This is a genomic window from Alkalilimnicola sp. S0819 (assembly GCF_009295635.1).
Classification (GTDB): domain Bacteria; phylum Pseudomonadota; class Gammaproteobacteria; order Nitrococcales; family WHIW01; genus S0819.
In genome coordinates this window covers 54,890-75,375 of the sequence record NZ_WHIW01000012.1, presented here as the reverse complement: position 1 = coordinate 75,375, position 20,486 = coordinate 54,890, and the positions used below count along the sequence as shown (strand labels likewise).

Sequence of the window (20,486 nt, the reverse complement as noted above, 5' to 3'; positions counted from 1 at the left end):
GCCATGTACCTCTGGATCAAGGCCCTGCACATCATCTTCGTGGTGACCTGGTTCGCCGCCCTGTTCTACCTGCCCAGGCTCTATGTCTACCACGCCATGTGCGAGGACGAGACAGGCCGCGAGCGCTTCAAGGTGATGGAGCGCAAGCTCTATCGGGGCATCATGACGCCCAGCGCGATTCTGGCGGTGGGACTGGGGCTGTGGATGCTGGCGCTGCCCGCGGGGCAGGCCTGGCTCGGCATGGGCTGGCTGCACGCGAAGCTCACCCTGGTGGTGCTGCTGATCGGCTATCACTGGTGGTGCGGGCGGCTGCTGGTGGCTTTTCGGGAAGATCGCAACCGCCACTCCCACCGCTGGTATCGCTGGTTCAATGAGGCACCGGTGCTGGTGCTCATCGCCGTGGTGCTGCTGGTGGTGTTGAAACCGTTTTAGGAACCGTGGGAGCGGCCTGGGCCGCTCCCACAGGGGAGGCGGTTACTACATCTGGGACTGCTGGTAATTCTGGATCCCGACCCGGTCGATAAGCTCCAGCTGGGTTTCCAGGAAGTCCATGTGTTCCTCCTCGGACTCGAGGATGCCGCGGAACAGATCGCGGCTGACGTAATCCTGCACCGATTCGCAATGGGCGATGGCCTCGCGCAGCAGCGGACAGGCTTCCTGCTCCAGCTTCAGGTCGCACTCGAGAAGTTCTCGCACATCCTCGCCGATCATCAGTTTGCCCAGATCCTGCAGGTTCGGCAGGCCTTCCAGAAACAGAATGCGCTCGATCAACTGATCGGCGTGTTTCATCTCGTCGATGGAGCCTTCGTATTCCTTCTTGGCCAGGGCTTCCAGCCCCCAGTTCTTGAGCATGCGCGCATGCAGGAAATACTGGTTGATGGCGGTAAGTTCGTTGGTCAGAACCTTGTTCAGGTACTCCAGTACCTTGCGATCACCTTTCATGGGGCACGTCCTGTTCCGTGGCTGACAGATACACCGAGTCTAGCCAAGGGATCGCCACAAGGAAAACACAAACGGCGAAGCGCCTGGGGTGAGGGCGGAAAAGCCGCCCCGGGGCGGGATTGTCAGGCGGCGGGGCAGGCGTTCAGCAGCGCGGCCTGTTCCAGGCGCTCATCGCGCAGGATCTCCCGGGCACATGGGCCGCATTTTCCGCAGTCCGAGCAAACGCCCAACTGCTTGCGCAACTCACGCATGGACTGGGCGCCATCGGCTACGGCCCGGCGGATCTGTTTGTCGGTGACGGCGTTACAGATACAGACGTACATGGCTGACCCTCGTGAGTACATCTGAAGACTAAACGCGAATGCGAGCAGGTGTCAATTGCCAATGGTTCGCGTTTGTGAGCCAGCTCGCATTATTTGCCCGCGCGCACCAAACCACCCAGCCCGGCCTCGTCCAGGGTATCGTGCAGCAGGGCGCGCACCTGCTCCGGGTGATCCATGGGCAGGGCCTGTTCCAGCAGGCGCAGAGCATGGTCGTAGCGGAAGCTGCGCACCACCCACTTGACCCGCAGCAGGTTGGCGACACTCATGCTCAGGCTGTTCACACCCATGGCCAGCAGCAACAGCGCCGCCCCCGGGTCGCCGGCCATGCCACCGCACACCCCCACCGGCTTTCCATGGCGCAGCCCTGCATCGGCCACCTGCTTCAAGGCCAGCAACACCGCCGGGTGGTACGAGGTATACAGATCCGCCACCCGGGCATTGTTGCGGTCCACGGCCAGGATGTACTGGGTGAGGTCATTGGTGCCGACGGAGACGAAATCCACCTTCTCCATCAAGCGGTCGATCTGGAACACCGCCGATGGCACCTCGATCATGATGCCGAGCTTCGGCAAGGGGGTGGCCACACCCTCCTCGGCCAGCTCCTCCCGAGCCCGCTGCACCAGCGCAATACTCTGCTCCAGTTCGTCCACCCGGCTGATCATGGGGAACATGATCTGCAGATTTTCGTGACCCACGTTGGCGCGCAGCATGGCGCGCAGCTGGGTGAGGAAGATCTCCGGGTGATCCAGGGTCAGGCGAATACCGCGCCAGCCAAGGAAGGGGTTTTCCTCCTGAATGGGGAAATACGGCAAGGACTTGTCGCCGCCCACATCCAGGGTGCGCAGGGTCACCGGGCGGGGCGCGAGCGCGGAGAGCACCTCGGTATAGAGACGGGTCTGTTCTTCCTCGCCGGGGAAGCGCTCGCGAATCATGAAGGGAAATTCAGTGCGATGCAGGCCTATGCCCTCGCAGCCGCTGTTCAGCGAACTGCCCACATCGGAAATCAGACCGGTGTTGGCGTACAGGCACACCCGCTTGCCGTCCGGCGTCTGGCCGGGCAGATCCTGCAGCTGCTTCAAGTCCTCGGTGAGCTCCGCCTCCTCGCGCAGCAGGCGGCGGTACTCTCGGCGCACCGTGCGGCTGGGCTCCACGTAGAGCCTGCCGGCATAGCCATCGACGACGACGTCCTTCCCCTCCAGTGCGCCCAGGCTCAGGTCGGTGACGCCCATCACCGCCGGCACCCCCAGGGCGCGGGCCAGAATGGCCACGTGAGAGCTGCTGGAGCCGCCGGCGGAAACCACGCCGGCCAACCGTTCCTGGGGGATCTCGGCCAACTGCGAGGCATTCACCTCCTGACCGACCAGCACGCAGCGCGCCGGCACCTCCCGCTTGTCCCCCGCATCCAGTTGCAGGCGCATGAGCAGACGGCGACCGATGTCGCGGATGTCCGCCGCCCGCTCCCGCAGGTAAGCGTCCTCCATTTCGTCGAACACCCGGACGTGCTCGTCGATCACCTGGCGAAGCGCACCGGCGGCCCAGCTGCCCTTCTTGATGCGGCGTTCGACCTCATCCACCAGGCTGCTGCTGTCGAGAATGCGCAGATAGGCGTCGAAGAGCAGCAGTTCATCGCGGGGCAAGGTGTCCCCAAGACGCTGGGAGAGATCCTCCACTTCCGCGCGCACCGCCTGCACAGCGGCCCGAAAGGCTTCCGCGTCCCGCTCCGGCTCCTCGGCGCGACGGTCGGGAACCGCGCTCAGGTCCGCGGGCGCGTAAGCGACCATCGCGACCCCCATGCCCACGCCCAGCGCACCCGGCACGCCCATCAGCGGCTTGTTGCGCGCCTTGCGCTTGCGGCGGCGCAAATCAACGATATCGCCGCTCGCCTCGGCATGGGCGATGGCGCCGGCTAGTTGCGCCGCCATGGTCATGAGGAAGGCCACTTCCTCTTCCTCGAAACGGCGCTGGTCTTGCTCCTGCACCACCAGCACTCCCACCAGGCGCCGGTAATGGATGATCGGCACACCAAGGAAGGAGTGAAAACGCTCCTCGCCGGTTTCCGGGAAATAGCGATAGCGCGGGTGCTGGTCCGCGTTCTCCAGGTTCAACGGCTCTTCGCGCTCACCCACCAGGCCCACCAGGCCTTCGCGGGATCTCAGGCGCACCTTGCCCACGGCCTCGGGGTTGAGGCCCAGGGTCGCCATCAACACATACTCGCCCCGCTCCGGATCACGCAGGTAGACCGAGGCCACGTTCACGCCCATGGCCTCGTGCACCCGATGGACGATGATCTCCAGCGCATGGCGCAGATCCCGCGCGGCATTGACCTCCTGAACGATGCGCTGGAGTACCTGCAGCATCAGCTACGCTCCCGACGCAGGCGGTGGGGGTGGCGACCGCGGCGCGGCGGGCGGCTGGGCGCGCCCGTCGGGAACAGCAAGGGAGCCAGCTCGCTCAGCGCCTGGTCGTAGACCCGACGCTTGAAGAAGACCACCTCACGCAGGGGACGCCAGTAGTCCACCCAGCGCCAGTGATCGAATTCGGGATGGCCGGTACGGCGAAAATCCACCACCGTTTCCTCGGCCAGCAAACGCAGCATGAACCACACCTGCTTCTGGCCGATGCACAGAGGCTTGCGGTGATGCCGGATCAGGTGTTCGGGCAAACGGTAGCGCAGCCAGCTGCGGGTGCAGCCCATGATCTCCACATGTTCGGGCCCCAACCCGACCTCCTCGTGGAGCTCCCGGTACAGGGCCTCCTCGGGGCTTTCCTCGCGCTTGATTCCGCCTTGGGGAAACTGCCAGGCGTCCTGCCCCAGCCGGCGCGCCCAGAACACACGGCTTCTGCCATCGGTGATGATTATCCCGACGTTAGGGCGGAATCCATCCGAGTCAATCACTTAAAAAGCCCATCTGAATTATCCAGTTGTCGGCATTTTCCCATAGGCTGCGGAAGCGCAGCAAACCGGCCCACGGCGGGACCGTTGCACTCGGGGAGTGCCCCGTTTAATGCCCAGGGTCCGGCGCGCCAGCCAGGCGTCCCTCGGCCAGGCGGTGCCCGCGCCAGCGGGTCCGAGACCCAAGGCCACTAATCAGTGTCACCTTAAGGTACACTGCAAACCCCGTGGCAAGGGAGAGCAGAACGTGGCTTTGGCGATTTTTGATCTGGACAACACCCTGCTGGCTGGCGACAGCGATCACCTGTGGGGCGAATTCCTGGTGGAACAGGGCGCTGTGGACGCGGCCAGCTACCGCGACGCCAACGAGCGTTTTTATCGGGATTACCAGCAGGGCACGCTGGACATACACGCCTTTCTGGAATTCGCCCTGCGCCCGCTGGCGGAGCACCCGCCGGAGCGGCTCGCCCAGTGGCGCAAGACTTTTCTCGCGGAGAAAATCGACCCGATCATTCTGTCGGCGGGCCGGACGCTGATCGCGGACCACCGCGAGCGGGGCGATCTGCCGATGATCATCACCGCCACCAATAGCTTCATCACCGCCCCCATCGCCGAACGGCTGGGTGTGGAGGTGCTGCTGGCCACCACGCCGGAGCAGGCCACCGGCGGTCGCTACACGGGGCGCGTGAGCGGCATACCCACCTTCCGTGAAGGCAAGATCAAGGCGCTGGACGCCTGGCTGAGCAACACGGCGCACGACCTGCAGGGCAGCTGGTTCTACAGCGACTCCCACAACGATATTCCACTGCTGGAGCGGGTCAGCCACCCGGTGGCCGTGGACCCGGACGCGGACCTGAAGGCCCATGCCGATCGCGAGGGCTGGCGGGTGATCAGCCTGCGGCAGGCGACGCCTGCCTGACAGGAGCGGCACGCCCGGCGGCCGCCCCCCACGGGCGAGACCATCGGGCGCCCGGGGCCTTGTCCATCCACTTCCTGGTAGCAGAAGCTGCATCGGCGGGGCTCCAGCCTGGCGCCCGGTCCACCTGCGTGCCGCAGATCACCACCTGATACCACCTGCCGTCGAGCTCCACGGTCACCGGCAGCGGTAACGGGGCATACGGCAACGCGGCCCTTTTTTATACAAAAAGTGATGTACATCACATAATTATGCGCCACCAAGGGGTATTGCGATGCACAAATCGCCATGCTATGGTGCAACGCACCACGCCACCGTCGGCGTAGGGAAACGCAATTACAGCGGAGGGATAACACGCATGTACCAGGATCTGTTCAACAACGGCACCGCCCAGTTCGAAAACCTGTTCGCCCCGGCGCGCAAGTTCAACAGCGCCCTGGTGGACCATCTGGAGAAGCTGACCCGCTTCCAGCTGGAAACCGCCAAGAGCTATGCCGACATGAGCGTGGAACAGTTGCGCGCAGCGCTGGAAGTCAATGACGTCGACAGTCTGCAGGCCTATGTCAGCAAGCAGTCCGGCGTGGCCAGCACCCTGAGCAAGAAGCTCGGCGAAGACGCCAACACCCTGGCGGGCCTGGGCAAGGACTTCGCTCAGGAACTGCAGCAGCTGACCCAGGAGAACGTGAGCGTGTTCGCCGAGGCGGCGCAGCCGAAGAAGGCTGCCCCGCGCGCTGCCGCTCGCAAGTCCGCCTAAGCTACCGGCAGACTTCCTGAAAGGCCGCCGCCGCCCGCTCGGGCGCGGCGGCTTTTTTGTGCCCGAGCGACTCCCGCCACCTGCTGCTGTGGGAGCGCCTCATGGCCGCGATTGTTATCCTCCACCGTCACCGAGAAGGCACCCCGATCACGGACCGCTATTACAGGGGCCTGCCTAGAAACGCCAGTCCAGGCGGATCATGTGCAGATCCACCCCGGGGTTGGCCTCGTAGCGGTAGGCATTGGACATGTGCTGCACGCGGTACCCCACCCCCAGCCGCGGGCCGAGCCGGTAATCCAGACCCGCCTCCAGGGTGAACTGCAGGCTGCCGCCCAGATCCATGTGAGGGAATTCGTGTTCGCTGATCAGTGTCGGGCTGACGCTGAAACTGAAGGCCCAGGGGGCATCCACCTGCCGGACGGTGAACGACGGCCCCAGCGAGACCAGCGAGGCGTGCTCGCCTTTCGCCTCCAGGCGCCCCAGGGAGAGGCTCAGATCGGTGCGCAGGCGCCAGTCTTCCCAGCGCCAGCCCAGCGAGGGCAGTTCCCGCTGGCCCGCCAGCTCGGTGCGCTGGAAGGCATCATTGTTGAGCGCCCCCGCCCAGCGCAGGCCCGCCTGCCACTCGGACGCGCTCGCCCCGGATGCTCCCAGCATCAGCGCCGTGACGACCGATGCCACCCACCTGCCCTTGCTCATCACCCAACTCCACGTGTTGCCGTCGCGCCAGCGCGCGTTCGATCAGACAGCTACCATAAGGGCAATTCGACCGACAATACTTGAATTGGTTAACACTGAGACGCGCCGCATCAGCGCAGGCTGACCCGCGGCACCACCCGCGCCTCGGCACCCACCTCGAAGTAGTCGGCCTGACGGAAACCGAACAGGCCCGCGACGATATTGGACGGCACGCTCTCCACGGCATTGTTCAGCGTCATCACCGAATCGTTGTAAGCCTGCCGGGCGTAGCCGATCTGGTTCTCCGTGCCGCTCAGCTCATCCATCAGCTGCGCCACGCTCTGGTCGGCCTTCAGATCCGGGTAGTTCTCCATCAGCGCGAAGAGCTTGCCCAGCGCCCCGCTGAGCAGGGATTCCGCCGCCTGAGCACGCTCCGGCCCCTGGCCTTCCGTATCCACCGCCCGGGAGCGGGCCTCCACCACCGAGCGCAGGGTGTCCTGCTCATGGCGCATGTAGTCCTTCACCGACTCCACCAGGTTGGGGATCAGGTCGTGGCGTCGCTTGAGCTGCACATCGATCTGACGCCAGGCATTGCGCACGTGGTTGCGCAGCGCCACCAGGCGGTTGTAGGCCAGCACCAGCCAGCCGATCAGACCGAGCAGCAGTACCAGAAAGACGATGAGGGCGATCATGGGCGATCCTTTTTGGTGTTGTTCGAGCCTATCGCCCTGCAGGGGCGGTTATCCCGATCCTAGCGCTCGCCACGCTCCCGCGCCACCGCCCGGTAACCGATGTCCCGGCGGCAGAAAGCGCCATCCCAGCCGATGGTGTCCACCAGCGCGTACGCCGCCTGCTGCGCCTCGGCGACACTCTCGCCCAAGGCGCAAACGCAAAGCACCCGGCCCCCGCTGGTGAGCACGCGACCGTCTTCGTCCAGGCGGGTGCCGGCGTGGAAGACCTTGCGATCGGCCAACTCCTGCTCGGGCAGACCGCTGATGGGCAAACCTTTCTGATAGCCGGCGGGGTAACCACCGGCGGCCATCACCACCCCGAGGCTGGGGCGCGGATCCCATTCGGCCTGCATCGTGCCGAGCCGCCCGTCCACCGCGGCGCCACATAGCGCCACCAGATCGGAGCGCAGACGCAGCAGTATGGGCTGGGTTTCCGGGTCACCCATGCGGCAGTTGAACTCCAGCACCTTGATGCCGCCCTGGGCATCGATCATCAGCCCGGCGTACAGAAAGCCCGTGTAGCGTCGGCCATCGGCGGCCAGGCCGCGCACCGTGGGGCGCATCACCTCGTCCATGATGCGCGCGTGCAGGGCCTCGTCCACCAGCGGCGCGGGGGAGTAGGCACCCATGCCGCCGGTGTTGGGGCCGCGGTCGCCGTCATCCCGGGCCTTGTGATCCTGAGAGCTTGCCAGCGGCAGGATGTCGTCACCATCCACCAGACAGATGAAGCTCACTTCCTCGCCGCTGAGGAACTCCTCCACCACCACCCGGCAACCGGCCTCGCCGAAGGCGTTGCCGGAGAGCATGTCCTCGGCGGCGGCGATGGCTTCCTCCACGCTGCTCGCCACGGTCACGCCCTTGCCGGCGGCCAGGCCGTCGGCCTTCACCACGATGGGCGCGCCCTGCTCGCGGATGTAGGCCCGCGCGGCGTCGATCTCGGTGAAGGTACGGTAAGCGGCCGTGGGAATGCGGTGACGCTGCAGGAAGTCCTTGGCATAGACCTTGGAACCTTCCAGTTCGGCGGCGGCGGCGCTGGGGCCGAAGCAGCGCAGGCCCGCTTCGCGGAAGCGGTCCACCACACCCGCGACCAGCGGCGCCTCGGGGCCGACGATGGTCAGATCGATGCGCTGCTCACGGGCGAAATCCCGCAGCGCCTCCACGTCGTCGGCGGCGATGGCGATATTGCTCACCCCCGGCTCCCGGGCGGTGCCGGCGTTGCCCGGCGCCACATAGACCTGCTCCACGTCCGCCGACTGCGCGGCTTTCCAGGCCAGCGCGTGCTCACGCCCGCCACCGCCGATGATCAAGACTTTCATGCTGCAACTGCTCCGGTTATCAGTGGCGGAAATGGCGCATGCCGGTGAACACCATGGCGATGCCATGCTCGTTGGCGGCGTCGATCACTTCCTGATCGCGCATGGAACCGCCCGGCTGGATAATGGCCTTCACACCCGCTTCCGCGGCCTGGTCGATGCCGTCGCGGAAAGGGAAGAAGGCATCGGAGGCGAGCGCGGCGCCCATCAACGGTACGCCGGCATCCGCGGCCTTGCGCACGCCGATGCGGGCGCTGTCCACGCGGCTCATCTGCCCCGCGCCTATCCCTAGCGTCTGGCCGTCGCGGCCGTAGACGATAGCGTTGGATTTGACGTACTTGGCCACCCGCCAGACGAAATGCAGATCGCGCATCTGCCCCTCATCGGGCTGCGCCTGGCTGACCACCCGCAGGGCCTGCTCATCTAGCAGCGGCAGGTCGGCATCCTGTACCAGCAGGCCGCCGTTGACGCGTTTGTACTCCCAGCGGGGCGCCGCATCCGCGCCCCACTGGCCACAGGCAAGCACCCGTACATTCTGCTTGGCGGCAGTGACTTCCAGCGCCTCCGGCTCCACCTCGGGGGCGATGATCACCTCCACGAACTGGCGCTCGATGATGGTGCGCGCAGTGTGCGCATCCAGCGGGCGGTTGAAGGCAATGATGCCGCCGAAGGCGGAGGTGGGGTCGGTGGCGTAGGCCCGGTCGTAGGCGGCGAGAATGTCCTCGGCCACGGCCACGCCGCAGGGGTTGGCATGCTTGACGATAACGCAGGCCGGCTGCTCGAAGGCCTTGACGCATTCCAGCGCGGCATCGGTGTCGGCCACGTTATTGAAAGACAGGGCCTTGCCCTGGAACTGGCGGGCGCTGGCGACGCTGGCCTCGGCGGCGTCACGCTCTACGTAGAAGGCGGCCCGCTGGTGGGGGTTCTCGCCGTAGCGCATGTCCGCCTGCTTCACCAGTTGCAGGTTGAAGGTATCCGCGAAGGTCGTCTCGCCCTCATCACCGGTGAGTCGGCCCAGGTAATTGGCGATGGCGCCGTCATAGGCGGCGGTATGCTCGTAGGCCTTCACCGCCAGGCGGAAGCGGGTCTTGCGGCGCAGCCCACCCTCGGCTTCCAACTCTTCCAGCACCGCGGCGTAATCCCCGGCGTCAGTGACCACCGCCACCCCATCATGATTCTTGGCCGCGGCGCGCACCATGGCCGGGCCGCCGATATCGATGTTCTCGATGGCGTCTTCCAGGCTGCAGCCGGGGCGGGCCACGGTCTGCTGGAAGGGGTAGAGGTTGACCACCAACAGGTCGATGGGCGCGATGCCGTGCTCGGCCATCACGGCGTCATCCACGCCCCGCCGGCCCAGCAGGCCGCCGTGGATCTTCGGATGCAGGGTCTTCACCCGGCCGGCCATCATCTCGGGGAAACCCGTGTGATCCGACACCTCGGTGACATTCAGGCCCTCACCGGCGAGCAGCTTCGCGGTGCCGCCGGTGGAGAGCAGGTCCACGCCGCGCGCGGCCAGGGCCCGGCCGAACTCCACCACACCGGTCTTGTCGGAGACACTGATCAGTGCGCGGCGAACGGGACGCAAGTCGGTGGCGTCGGACATGGGGCGGAATCCTCTCGGTATGACTGCGGGAAAGGGCCGCGATTATATCACCGAGCAGGGGCCGCGAGGAGGCGGGTTCGGAACCGGGGCTCAGCCTTCCAGGCCGTACTGCTGCAGCTTCTTGCGCAGCGTGCCGCGGTTGATGCCCAGCAGAGCGGCGGCGCGGGTCTGGTTGCCGCCGCAGTGGCGCAGCACGGCTTCCAGCAGGGGCGGCTCCACTTCCTCGAGCACCATGCGGTACAGCCCGCTGCATTCATGGCCGTCGAGCCAGCGAAAATAGGCTTCCAGCGCATCCGCCACGCAGGCGCGGATGGGCCCTACGCCGCAGGCCTGCTCGGCCTCCAGCGCTTCCACGGTCTTCCTGGTGGTCGCATTATTCATAGCTATTGTCACGGGCTGCGGAATGTCCGGCGGCGCGGGGGTTAGTACGCATCCGGGGCGCAGAATCATAAACCCTGGGCGCCTCGGGTTAAAGCCGCTCACTCACAAAGGCGGCGAGACGCGCCCCTGTATCGCGGAAAAAACCTGCGCCGCACCCGCCTTGAATGGGGTGAGCGCAATGCTATTCAAGGCGCAGTTCAAAGGCCGCGGCGCGCTCCCCCGGGTCGGACGCCTCCAGCTCCAGCACCAGGGTTTCACCCGGCATCAGACCCTGCCCCCTCGCCTGCGCGCGGCGGGTCAGATACTGGGCGGGGCGGAAGCTGTGCTGCGCGATCTCCTCACCACTCAGATCGGTAAAACGCAGCCGCAGCAAGGGGTGCGCCACAGGATACTCCATGGGGTTACGCAGGACAGCGCGCACCTGGAGCAAGCCGGCGATGCTGGGGTGCACGCTGACCTCACTCTGCACCACCTCGATTCTACCCGGCTCCCGGGGCAGGGGCAGCTCACAGCCGGTCACTGCGCACAGGGCCTGCAGGGCGGGCCGCAACTGCGGGTACTGGATCAGCTCGGCGCGCCCCAAATAGGCGCCCTGCACCAGCAGGGCAAGAACCGCGACCAAACCCGCCAGCCCCCACAGCAACGGCCTGCGACGGCGCCGGGGTGCGGGCATTTCCAGCTCGTCCTCGGGGTCGTACGCCGGAAGCTCCAGACCGGCATGGGTGGTGTCCCGGATATCGGGCCGTGCAGCCCTGGCAGGCTCGGCAGGAGCTGCGGCGCCAACCAGGGGCACGGGGGATGCGGCCCGCGCCTCCGGCTCGTGGGGGCGCTCGGGTGGCGCGCCGCCGGGCACGGAGGCCGATCCCTCTAGCGCCGTCCCGGCCCGCTGCCCCACCCCAGGGGCGGCCGCCTCGCGGGTCGGCGAGCCGCTGCCGGCGGTCGACCGGGCCGCCGCGGCCTGCCCGGGCAACTCCGCGTTGAGAGCTTCCAGCGCATCGAAGGGTTCATTGCACAGCCCGCAACGCACCTGCCCGCCGGCCTCGCGCAGATGCGCGGGAGCCAGGCGGAAAATACTGGCGCAGCTGGGGCACTGGGTGTACATGGTGGTGGCTCGGCCCGTATCTCGGTCTTGTTCTGCAGGCATTGTCGGGGGGCGCGACCCGGCTGTAAAGCCGGGCTATAGCCGCCGGCCGCTGATCAGCACCCACTCCTCCCGGGCCACCGGGGGCTGCAGCTCGAACCAGGGTGCGAAGGCGCGGGCCACCTCCTCGGCCTGCTCACGCAGGATGCCGGACAGGGCGATGCGCCCGCCGGCGCGGCAGCGCCCGGCAAGGACGGGGGCAAGCTCGATGAGGATATTGGCGAGGATATTGGCCAGCACGACATCCGCCTGGCGCGGCGGCGCCCCATCGGGGAGCGCCAGTTCCAGCGCCCCCGCGACGCCGTTGCGCTGGGCGTTCTCCCGACTGGCGATCAGGGCCTGGGGGTCGTTGTCCACGCCGAGGCAGCGACGCGCGCCCAGCAGCAGGGCGGCCACGGCGAGTATGCCGGAGCCGCAGCCGTAATCGATCACGTCCTGCTCGCCGAGCTCCTGACCGTCCAGCCACTCAAGGCACAGGGCGGTGGTGGGGTGGGTGCCGGTGCCGAAGGCGAGCCCCGGGTCCAGGCGCAGGTTCACCGACGCGGGTTCCGGGGGCTCGACGGTGGTGGGTACCACCCAGAGCCGCTTCCCGAAGCGCATGGGGTGAAAGCTGTCCATCCAGGCTCGCTCCCAAGGCTGGTCCTCCAGCTGCTCCTCGCTCCAGCCGGACGGCTCACGCCCCAGAGCCTGCTTTGCGGCGCGATACACGGCATACGGGTCCTGGTCAGCCTCGAACAGGCCGATCAGGCGCAGTTGCTGCCACAGGGGGGTGCTGCCCACGGCCGGCTCGAGCACCGGGTCGCCGCCCGGGTCGGCGAGGGTCAGGGAAAGGGCGCCCAGCTCTTGCCAGGCCGCCTCCACCGCTTCGGCGGATGCGGCCTCAAGATCCAGGGCACATTGCAGAAAAGGCATCAGTCCTGGCTGGCCAGGGACCGGGCCGCCTGCTCGCGGCTGTAGAAGCGACCGTCGCGCTCGAAGCCGGCCACCACACTGGGCTTGGCCGCGGTGACCTGGCCCTGGGCATTGCGCTCCAGCACCAACTCCTCCGGCAGCCCGTCCAGGCAATGAAAGGGCGCGGGGGAACCTTCGCAGTTGCAGGAAAGATAGATAATGCCGGTGTCGGTATCGATGAAGGCCGGCCGGAAACCGTATCCACGGTTGTTCCGGCTCACTCCACCGCTGCCGGCATAGGCCCGGTTCTCTCGTGCCAGCTGCTGCACAGTCATCAGCCGTGCCATCGCTCGCCACCTCTACTGGGGTGCCCTGGCTACCCTACCCGGACGACCCGTACGAGACTCGTCGCAGAGAGCCTGACACATCCCGTGTCGGCCTGATTGCTGCGGCGCAAGGTGCCGGGGATTATAGGCAGCTTGCGCCGGGTGTCAAAGGCCTGTCACGAACACCGTGACAGGCCTTCCTTCCGGGCCCCGATCGGGCTCAGAAATTCGGCTTCTCGGCGGTGCTGTTGTAACGCTCAACCGCGTCCAGAATTTCCTTGCGGGCCGCTTCCGCGTCCTTCCAGCCCTCGACCTTCACCCATTTGCCAGGCTCCAGATCCTTGTAGTGCTCGAAGAAGTGGGAAATGCTGTCCAGCACCACCTGCGGCACATCGCTTGCTTCCCTCACATCCTTGTACATGGGGGTGAGCTTGTCTACCGGCACGGCCAGGATCTTGGCATCACTACCGGATTCATCCGTCATTTCCAGCACACCGATGGGGCGGCAGCGGATCACGGAACCGGTAACCACCGGCACCGGGGTGAGCACCAGCACGTCGGCCGGATCGCCGTCGCCGCACAGGGTGTGGGGCACGTAGCCGTAGTTGCAGGGGTAGTGCATGGCCGTGGACATGAAGCGGTCCACGCTCATCGCGCCGGTGTCCTTGTCCACTTCGTACTTGACCGGCTCGCCGCGGGTCGGGATCTCGATGATGACGTTGATGTCGTCGGGAACGGACTTCCCGGGCGTTACGCGGTCCAGGCTCATGGTCACCTCTGCATGCTTGGCTTATTGGAAAACAACCGCGCCCGGCCAGGGTGGCGAGCGCAAGCGTTCGGATTATAAAGTAATTCGTCCCTCAAGGAGACACTGATCAGCGCAGCTCGAAGTCCGGCAGCTTCTTCTCCACCGGCACGCAACGCAGCCGGCCGTAGGCGGGCAGGCCATCGCGATAAGGGGGGTAGTCCTCTCCCTGGATCAGCGGCAGGAAGTAGCGCCGGGCAGCCTCGGTGATGTGGAAACCGTCCTCGCTGATGAACTCGGCGGGCATTTTCTTCTCCACATTCGCCACCTCGGCCAGATCGGCGACACCCACACCCCAGCGGTAGGGCTCATCGGACAACCGTTCGATGGTGGGCATGATGCCGCTGCGCCCCTCCAGCGCCATCTCCACCGCCGCCTTGCCCACCGCATAGGCCTGCTCCACGTCGGTGGCGGAGGCGATGTGCCGGGCGGCACGCTGCAGATAGTCGGCCACGGCGTAGTGGAACTTGTAGCCCAGCTCGGCCTTGATCATCTGGGCGATGGCCGGTGCGACGCCGCCCAGCTGGTGATGACCGAAGGCATCCAGCCCGCCCACCTCGGAGACGAAGCAGCCGTCCGGGTTGCGCAGCCCCTCGGAAACCACCACGACGCAGTAGCCGTGCTGCCCGACGCACTCGCGCACCCGCTCGAAGAAACGCTGCTGCTCGAAGGGCACTTCAGGCAGCAGAATGATGTGCGGCGGATCACCGGCCTGCTCGCAGGCCAGGCCCGCGGCCGCGGCGATCCAGCCCGCGTGCCGCCCCATCACCTCCAGCACGAACACCTTGGTGGAAGTCTCGCACATGGAGGCCACGTCCAGCCCGGCCTCCCGGGTGGACACCGCCACGTACTTGGCCACCGAGCCGAAGCCCGGTGAGCAATCGGTGACCGGCAGATCGTTGTCCACGGTCTTGGGCACGTGGATGGCCTGAATGGGATACCCCATGGTTTCGCCGAGCTGGGCGATCTTCAGGCAGGTGTCGGCGGAGTCGCCGCCGCCGTTGTAGAAGAAGTAGCCGATGTTGTGGGCCTCGAAGACCTCGATCAGCCGCTCGTATTCGGTGCGGTTGGCGTCCAGCCCCTTCAGCTTGTAGCGACAGGAACCGAAGGCGCCGGCGGGCGTGTAGCGCAGCGAGGCGATGGCCTCTTCGCTCTCCAGACCGGTGTCGATCAGGTCCTCACGCAGCGCGCCGATGATGCCGTTACGCCCCGCGTAGACCTTGCCGATGTGCCGCGGATGCCGCCGTGCCGTTTCCAGCACCCCGCAGGCGGAAGCGTTGATCACGGCAGTGACACCGCCGGATTGGGCGTAGAAGGCATTCTTCGGCTCGGCCATGGGGTCTCCTTAGATATGAGTTTACCGGGGCGCGGCAAGGATAACGGAAAGCGCGCGGAGGCGCTAAGCAGGCACGGCGCAATTCCCTGGGCCCTCTGGCCGGGCGCGAGGGCGCGAGGACCCGACGGCGCCACGGTGCCGCGCAGCGGCATCGAGGACACCCCCGACCCGCTACCCCGCCACCCGCGCCCTCCCCGCCTCCGGCGCTGGCTCTTCGTACAGATAATCCCGCGTCACCGGCACCGCCGCCAGCGCCCGACTCAGCTGGAAATGGAACACCACCAGATCCGCAAAGCGGAAACTCGCTTCACAGGCCGCCAGGTAGAACTCCCACATCCGGCAAAAGCGCTCATCCTTCTCGGCGGCCACCTGCTCCCGCACCCGCCCGAAACGCTCCAGCCATTGCGCCAGGGTGCGCGCGTAATGCAGACGCAGCACTTCCACATCCGCGGTCACCAGCCCGCTGCGCTCTACCGCGGCCGCCATTTCGGACATGGCCGGGATGTAACCGCCCGGGAAGATATAGCGCCGTATCCAGGCATTGGTCAGACCCGGCGGAGAGCTGCGGCCGATGGTATGAATCAGGGCGATACCCTCCTCGGTCAAGCGCTCGCGCACCGCGCTGAAGTAGGTGTCGTAATAGGGCACGCCCACGTGCTCGAACATGCCCACGCTGACCACCCGGTCGTAGCGGGCATCGTGCTCGCGGTAGTCTTCGAGCAGAATCTCCACCTGCCCCTCCAGCCCCCGCTCCCGCACCCGCTGCCGGGCTACCCGGGCCTGCTCCTTCGAAAGCGTCAGCCCCGTCACCCGCGCCCCGCCCTGTTCGGCGAGGTAAATGGCCAGGCCGCCCCAACCGCAACCGATGTCCAGCACCCGCTGACCGGGCTCCAGCAGCAACTTGCGGCGGATATGCTCCACCTTGGCCCGTTGCGCGGCCTCCAGGCTCATCTCGGGGCGGGCGAAATAGGCGCAGGAGTACTGCATGTCTTCATCGAGAAAGCGCCGGAACAGTGATTCGTCCAGATCGTAGTGGTGCGACACATTGCGCCGGGATGCCGCGGCCCGGTTCCACTGCTGCAGGGGCTTCAACAGCATGCTCAGCCCCTTGCGCCAGCCGGAGCGCCCCGGCGGCCGACCCAGATTGCGCATCAGTACTTCCAGCAAGGCGGGCAAGCCCCCCTCCCCCGCGCTCCAATCGCCGTCCATATAGGTTTGGCCGAGCATGAAGTGTGGGTCGGCGGCGACGCGCTTCAAGGCTTCAGGGCGATGAAGCACCCACTCCGCCCGTGGCGCGCCCTCCCCGAAGGTTCGGGCACGGCCATTTGGCCAAAGCACCCGCAAACTGCCGACCCGCATGCCCTCTTCCAGGCGCTTTTCGACTACCATGCTGCTCCTCCTTTACTATGCCCTCTTCCTCTCTCTTTTCAGGCACCGGACGATCGCCGCGTGAATACCGTTCAGTTGCTTCGAGCCTTTCTGCATTTGTGCCTGTTCCGCCTCGGGCCGCAGGACATGCCCCCCGAAAGGTCCTTGCTGCTGCGCACCGTGGCGCTGAACCTGCTCGTGGGTTACATCACCCTGCGCGGCGTCGTGGACGCGAGCGCCGCGCTGCTGATCCTCACCCTGGGCACCGGTCTGGCACTGGGCTTCGTCCTGCTGGCCCTGTACCTGCGTGACCGCCTGCCGCGCTTCGTGCAGACGGCCACCGCCCTGTTCGGCGCCGATCTGATTCTGAGCATAGCCGCACTGCCCCTGAATATCGCCGGGGCCCAGGGCGCCGGCGCCTGGATCCTGCTGGGGATCCTCGGCTGGTACCTGGCGGTGAGCGCGCACATCTTCCGCAACGCCCTGGATTTTCACCGCCCCGCGGCCTGGGCGGTGGCCTTGGCCTACTTCTTCATCAACAGCCTGATCTTCCTGTGAGCCCCATGCATATACATATACTCGGGATCTGCGGCACCTTCATGGGCGGCATCGCGCTGCTGGCCCGCGAGGCGGGCCACACCGTCAGCGGCAGCGACGTCAACGTCTACCCGCCCATGAGCGATATGCTCGCCGCGCACGGCATCCGGATTCACCAAGGCTACGACCCCGGGCAACTGGAACCCGCCCCCGACTGCGTGGTGATCGGTAATGCACTCTCCCGCGGCAACCCGGCGGTGGAGGCGGTGCTGGAACGCGGTCTGCCCTACCGCTCCGGCCCCCAGTGGCTGGCCGAAAACATCCTGCGCGATAAATGGGTATTGGCGGTCAGCGGCACCCACGGCAAGACCACCACCGCCAGCGTTCTCGCTTGGCTGCTGGAGGCCGCGGGGCTGGCGCCGGGCTTTCTCATCGGTGGCGTCCCGGCGAACTTCGGCCTCTCCGCCCGGCTGGGCGAGACCGATTTCTTCGTCATCGAGGCCGACGAATACGACAGCGCGTTCTTCGACAAACGCTCCAAATTCGTGCACTTCGGCCCGCGCACCCTGCTGGTGAACAACCTGGAGTTCGACCACGCGGACATCTTCCCGGACCTCGCCGCCATTCAGCGCCAGTTCCATCACCTGGTGCGCACCGTGCCGGGCGGCGGCCGACTGATCGTCAACGGCGACCAGCCGGCGGTGGCCGAGATGCTGGCCATGGGGTGCTGGACACCGGTGGAACGCTTCGGCTCTGGCACCGACAACGACTGGCGGCTGGCGGGGCTGAGTGCCGATCAGCGGGAATTCACCCTGCTGGGTGAGAACGCAGCCCCCCAGAGCGCCCGCTGGGCGCTGGGTGGCGAGCACAATGCCCGCAACGCCCTCGGGGCCATGCTCGCCGCGCGCCACGTGGGCGTGCCACTGGCGCAGTCCGCCCAGGCGCTGGCGGACTTCCGCGGCATCAAACGCCGACTGGAACTGCGCGGCGAGGCGGGCGGCGTACGGGTGATCGACGACTTCGCCCACCACCCCACGGCCATCGCCGCAACGCTGGAGGCACTGCGCGCCCAAACCGGCGAGGGACGGATACTGGCGGTCACCGAGCCCCGCTCCAACACCATGCGCCTGGGCAAGCACCGACACCAGCTCGCCCCCGCGCTGCGCGGGGCGGATCTGAGCTTCGTGTTGCAGAGTCCGGGCCTGGCCTGGCGGGTGGAGGAGGCCCTCGCCCCGCTGAGTGAGCGGGCCCGCTCCGCCGAGAGCATCGATGAACTGGTGGCCGCCGTGCTGGCCGAGGCACGCCCGGGCGATCAGATTCTGGTGATGAGCAACGGCGGCTTTGGCGGCATCCACAGCAAGCTGCTGGACGGCCTGGCCAGCGACGGACATTGAACCCGGCTCACCCTTCGCTCCGGCAGAGCCTGAACCGCCGACCTGTACCGAGTTGCAGACCGCCCGGCGCTGCGCCAAGCTGCGGACAGGCAGGCACGCGCCCTTGGAGCGGGCCCGCGCCCGCCCCATCTAGGAGAAGGCCAGCGACGCTACGCGCGGCGACTCTGCACGGCCGGAGGCCGGGCACCGTGACAACAAGGAATTCCGTTCAGGCATGGAACAACTCCCGCTTTTCCCTTTGCACACCGTGCTCTTCCCGGGCGGCCTGCTGCGCCTGCGGGTGTTCGAACCCCGATATCTGGACCTGGTGCGCGATTGCCTGCGCAACGACGCCCCCTTCGGCGTGTGCCTGATCGAGCGCGGCCTGGAGGTCGGCCCCGCCGCCCTGCCCTATGCCCTGGGCACCAGCGCCCGCATCATCGACTGGGAGCGCGCGCCCAATGGGCTGCTGGGCATCACCGTGCGCGGCGAGCGGCGTTTTCGCATATACGATGTCCATGTGGGCGCCCTGGAGCTGCAGATGGGGGACATCGAATGGCTCCCGGAAGCGCCCGAGCTTGCCCTGCCGGACGAGTACAGCGCGCTGGCGGCGCGGCTGGAGCGCATCCTTGCTCAATCCGGCTGCCTGCCGGAATCCGAGCCGCTCCGTTTCAACGATGCCTACTGGGTGGGTTGCCGCCTGGCGGAAGTCCTGCCCTTGCGTCTGGAAGACAAGCAAGCCCTGCTTGCGCTCGATGACCCGGTGGCGCTGCTGGCCAGCCTCACTCAGGGACGGGTACCCTCCACCAACGACACCTGACAGCCCCCTCCCCAGGCCGGAGCGGCCTATGGCCGCGCATGCTTTTCCAAGGCCCGTGGCTAGCGAGAATCATCGCCCCACGCCGCGCCTACAGAGAGGGCGGCGGCGCGAACCAGAGGCGGGGAATCGGCTGCTCATCCCCTAGGCGCAGCCCTTTCACGTTCTCCAGCAAGGGCCAAGGCTCAACGGTATCAGCCTCCTGCCAGCTCAAGGGCCAACCGGGGCGCAGATGCTCGCGCACCAGCCGCCCCTGCCACACGGGCCCCAGACCATCCACTCGGACCGGGCTGCGCCACAGCTCCATCACCCACCGCTGGTGCTCCATACCGGCCACCGGGCGCACGAACACGTGCCGGGGCAACTGAGCTCGATGCCAGCGCGGCAGCGGTGGCAACACCTCGGGCTGGGGGTTCGGGCTGAGCCAGCGCAGCATGCCATGCAGGTCGAACTTGCGCCCCGGCAGCCAGCCGGCTGCCACCAATCGCGCCGCCAGGCGCTGCTCCTCCGCCGCCCAGTAGAAAGCGAAACGGTCTTTTTCATCGACCAGGGCGAGCCGCCTTTCGGGCAATGAGGGCAAGACCTGCCCGGCCCACTCGGCCGGGGTCAGCAGGCGGGGCGGCAGGGGCTGACGCAGCTGCCAGGTATAGGCCGCCAGGGTCAGCAGGGGCACGCAGATCAGCACCGCCGCCAGGCCCAGCCACAAACCGCGCCGCTGGCCCAGATAGCGGGCCAGCGCGGTGCGGCGCAGCCCGCTGTGCAACGCGCTGAAGGCCAACACTCCCAGCCAGCCGGCCAGCGCCGCGGCGGCCAGCAGCGCCAGTAGCCGGGCGGCCACTTCGGCCGCCAAGGAGAGAGAGGCCGCGAACACGGCACCGGGCAGCAGATAGGCCGGCGCCCAGACCAGCGCCGAGAGCACATTCACCAGCAGAAAACGCCCCCGGGGCATCCCCGCCATCCCCGCCACCGCCGGGATCACCGGGCGTATGGGGCCGACGAAGCGGCCGAGCAGAACGCTCTTGCCGCCATGGCGCTCGAAGAAACGCTCGCTGCGGACCAGCAGGCGCGGGTATCGGGAGAATGGCCAGCGTCCGGCAAGCCTTGCACCATAGTGGCTACCCAGCCAGTAACTGAGGCTGTCCCCCAGCACCGCGCCGGCGATGGCCCAGGCAATGCTGCTGCCCAGGCTCATATGACCGCCGGCGATCAAGGTGCCCGCGCCGAACATCAGCGCCGCACCGGGTACGAACAGGCCCACCGCCGCCAGGGATTCGGTCAGAGCGATCAGGAAAAGCGCGAAACCCGCCCAGTGCGGGTGCTGACGTATCCACTCCAGCAGCGGCTCCAGCCCGTCCATGGCC

General features: G+C 66.9%; 22 protein-coding genes. 6 read left to right on the top strand and 16 right to left on the bottom strand.

The genetic code is table 11. From position 1 onward, the window contains the following. Nucleotides 1-3: 3 nt before the first annotated feature. A complete protein-coding gene (gene hemJ / locus GBG68_RS10945; protein WP_152147228.1) occupies nucleotides 4-432 on the top strand; it encodes a protoporphyrinogen oxidase HemJ in 429 nt (142 codons plus the stop codon). 45 nt (nucleotides 433-477) lie between these two features. Here the strand turns inward: hemJ and bfr are convergent, their stop codons facing one another. The 4 genes from bfr to GBG68_RS10925 all read right to left on the bottom strand — a co-directional run bounded on the left by bfr (nucleotide 478) and on the right by GBG68_RS10925 (nucleotide 4,161). Next, complete coding sequence (bfr, locus tag GBG68_RS10940) at nucleotides 478-942, bottom strand: bacterioferritin (protein WP_152147225.1); 465 nt, start codon at nucleotides 940-942, stop codon at nucleotides 478-480. Between the two features lie 122 nt (nucleotides 943-1,064). Further along, entirely contained in the window at nucleotides 1,065-1,265 is a 201-nt protein-coding gene (locus GBG68_RS10935) for a bacterioferritin-associated ferredoxin (protein ID WP_152147223.1), read from the bottom strand. 89 nt (nucleotides 1,266-1,354) lie between these two features. Further along, nucleotides 1,355-3,622 carry a phosphoenolpyruvate--protein phosphotransferase gene (gene ptsP / locus GBG68_RS10930; RefSeq protein WP_152147221.1) on the bottom strand — a complete coding sequence of 756 codons (2,268 nt, stop codon included), beginning with the start codon at nucleotides 3,620-3,622 and terminating at the stop codon, nucleotides 1,355-1,357. Continuing rightward, complete coding sequence (locus GBG68_RS10925; protein WP_152147219.1) at nucleotides 3,622-4,161, bottom strand: RNA pyrophosphohydrolase; 540 nt, start codon at nucleotides 4,159-4,161, stop codon at nucleotides 3,622-3,624. The genes ptsP and GBG68_RS10925 overlap by 1 nt, the downstream gene beginning before the upstream one ends. Before the next feature lie 244 nt (nucleotides 4,162-4,405). Between GBG68_RS10925 and GBG68_RS10920 the strand changes: the two genes are divergently transcribed. After that, the gene (locus GBG68_RS10920; RefSeq protein ID WP_152147217.1) at nucleotides 4,406-5,077 is read left to right on the top strand and encodes an HAD family hydrolase; all 672 of its coding nucleotides are present in this window, start codon (nucleotides 4,406-4,408) and stop codon (nucleotides 5,075-5,077) included. A gap of 355 nt (nucleotides 5,078-5,432) precedes the next feature. Then, nucleotides 5,433-5,828 (top strand): phasin family protein, encoded by a 396-nt coding sequence (locus tag GBG68_RS10915; protein ID WP_193222310.1) that lies wholly within the window; start codon nucleotides 5,433-5,435, stop codon nucleotides 5,826-5,828. Between the two features lie 174 nt (nucleotides 5,829-6,002). On the opposite strand, the gene GBG68_RS10910 is transcribed toward GBG68_RS10915, so the two are convergent. The 11 genes from GBG68_RS10910 to GBG68_RS10860 form a co-directional block, all read right to left on the bottom strand. Further along, a complete protein-coding gene (locus GBG68_RS10910) occupies nucleotides 6,003-6,524 on the bottom strand; it encodes an acyloxyacyl hydrolase (protein ID WP_152147213.1) in 522 nt (173 codons plus the stop codon). Between the two features lie 110 nt (nucleotides 6,525-6,634). After that, nucleotides 6,635-7,195 (bottom strand): LemA family protein, encoded by a 561-nt coding sequence (locus GBG68_RS10905; protein WP_152765717.1) that lies wholly within the window; start codon nucleotides 7,193-7,195, stop codon nucleotides 6,635-6,637. Between the two features lie 59 nt (nucleotides 7,196-7,254). Then, complete coding sequence (gene purD, locus GBG68_RS10900; RefSeq protein ID WP_152147211.1) at nucleotides 7,255-8,550, bottom strand: phosphoribosylamine--glycine ligase; 1,296 nt, start codon at nucleotides 8,548-8,550, stop codon at nucleotides 7,255-7,257. Nucleotides 8,551-8,569: 19 nt separating this feature from the next. Further along, nucleotides 8,570-10,150 (bottom strand): bifunctional phosphoribosylaminoimidazolecarboxamide formyltransferase/IMP cyclohydrolase, encoded by a 1,581-nt coding sequence (purH, locus tag GBG68_RS10895; protein ID WP_152147209.1) that lies wholly within the window; start codon nucleotides 10,148-10,150, stop codon nucleotides 8,570-8,572. 90 nt (nucleotides 10,151-10,240) lie between these two features. Continuing rightward, nucleotides 10,241-10,531: a DNA-binding transcriptional regulator Fis gene (gene fis / locus GBG68_RS10890; RefSeq protein ID WP_152147207.1), complete on the bottom strand. Its 291-nt coding sequence runs from the start codon at nucleotides 10,529-10,531 to the stop codon at nucleotides 10,241-10,243. Nucleotides 10,532-10,712: 181 nt separating this feature from the next. Beyond that, nucleotides 10,713-11,633, bottom strand: a complete 921-nt coding sequence (locus GBG68_RS10885; protein WP_193222309.1) for a zinc-ribbon and DUF3426 domain-containing protein — start codon at nucleotides 11,631-11,633, stop codon at nucleotides 10,713-10,715. A 75-nt stretch (nucleotides 11,634-11,708) separates the two neighbouring features. Then, on the bottom strand, nucleotides 11,709-12,584 hold the full coding sequence (prmA, locus tag GBG68_RS10880) for a 50S ribosomal protein L11 methyltransferase (RefSeq protein WP_152147203.1): 876 nt from the start codon (nucleotides 12,582-12,584) through the stop codon (nucleotides 11,709-11,711). Beyond that, nucleotides 12,584-12,910, bottom strand: coding sequence for a hypothetical protein (locus tag GBG68_RS10875; RefSeq protein WP_152147200.1), 327 nt, complete (start codon nucleotides 12,908-12,910; stop codon nucleotides 12,584-12,586). The genes prmA and GBG68_RS10875 overlap by 1 nt, the downstream gene beginning before the upstream one ends. Before the next feature lie 199 nt (nucleotides 12,911-13,109). Then, entirely contained in the window at nucleotides 13,110-13,658 is a 549-nt protein-coding gene (gene ppa / locus GBG68_RS10870; RefSeq protein WP_152147198.1) for an inorganic diphosphatase, read from the bottom strand. A 106-nt stretch (nucleotides 13,659-13,764) separates the two neighbouring features. Beyond that, nucleotides 13,765-15,030 (bottom strand): 6-phosphofructokinase, encoded by a 1,266-nt coding sequence (locus tag GBG68_RS10865; RefSeq protein ID WP_152147197.1) that lies wholly within the window; start codon nucleotides 15,028-15,030, stop codon nucleotides 13,765-13,767. 171 nt (nucleotides 15,031-15,201) lie between these two features. Further along, on the bottom strand, nucleotides 15,202-16,419 hold the full coding sequence (locus GBG68_RS10860) for an SAM-dependent methyltransferase (protein WP_152147195.1): 1,218 nt from the start codon (nucleotides 16,417-16,419) through the stop codon (nucleotides 15,202-15,204). A gap of 126 nt (nucleotides 16,420-16,545) precedes the next feature. Here GBG68_RS10860 and GBG68_RS10855 point away from each other — a divergent pair, with 126 nt between their 5' ends. The 3 genes from GBG68_RS10855 to GBG68_RS10845 all read left to right on the top strand — a co-directional run bounded on the left by GBG68_RS10855 (nucleotide 16,546) and on the right by GBG68_RS10845 (nucleotide 19,128). Further along, entirely contained in the window at nucleotides 16,546-16,956 is a 411-nt protein-coding gene (locus GBG68_RS10855; protein ID WP_152147193.1) for a hypothetical protein, read from the top strand. Nucleotides 16,957-16,961: 5 nt separating this feature from the next. Next, complete coding sequence (gene mpl, locus GBG68_RS10850) at nucleotides 16,962-18,329, top strand: UDP-N-acetylmuramate:L-alanyl-gamma-D-glutamyl-meso-diaminopimelate ligase (protein WP_152147191.1); 1,368 nt, start codon at nucleotides 16,962-16,964, stop codon at nucleotides 18,327-18,329. Between the two features lie 214 nt (nucleotides 18,330-18,543). Beyond that, nucleotides 18,544-19,128: an LON peptidase substrate-binding domain-containing protein gene (locus tag GBG68_RS10845; protein WP_152147189.1), complete on the top strand. Its 585-nt coding sequence runs from the start codon at nucleotides 18,544-18,546 to the stop codon at nucleotides 19,126-19,128. Nucleotides 19,129-19,216: 88 nt separating this feature from the next. Here GBG68_RS10845 and GBG68_RS10840 read toward each other — a convergent pair whose 3' ends face one another. After that, nucleotides 19,217-20,482 (bottom strand): DedA family protein, encoded by a 1,266-nt coding sequence (locus GBG68_RS10840; RefSeq protein ID WP_152147187.1) that lies wholly within the window; start codon nucleotides 20,480-20,482, stop codon nucleotides 19,217-19,219. Between the last annotated feature and the right edge of the window lie 4 nt (nucleotides 20,483-20,486).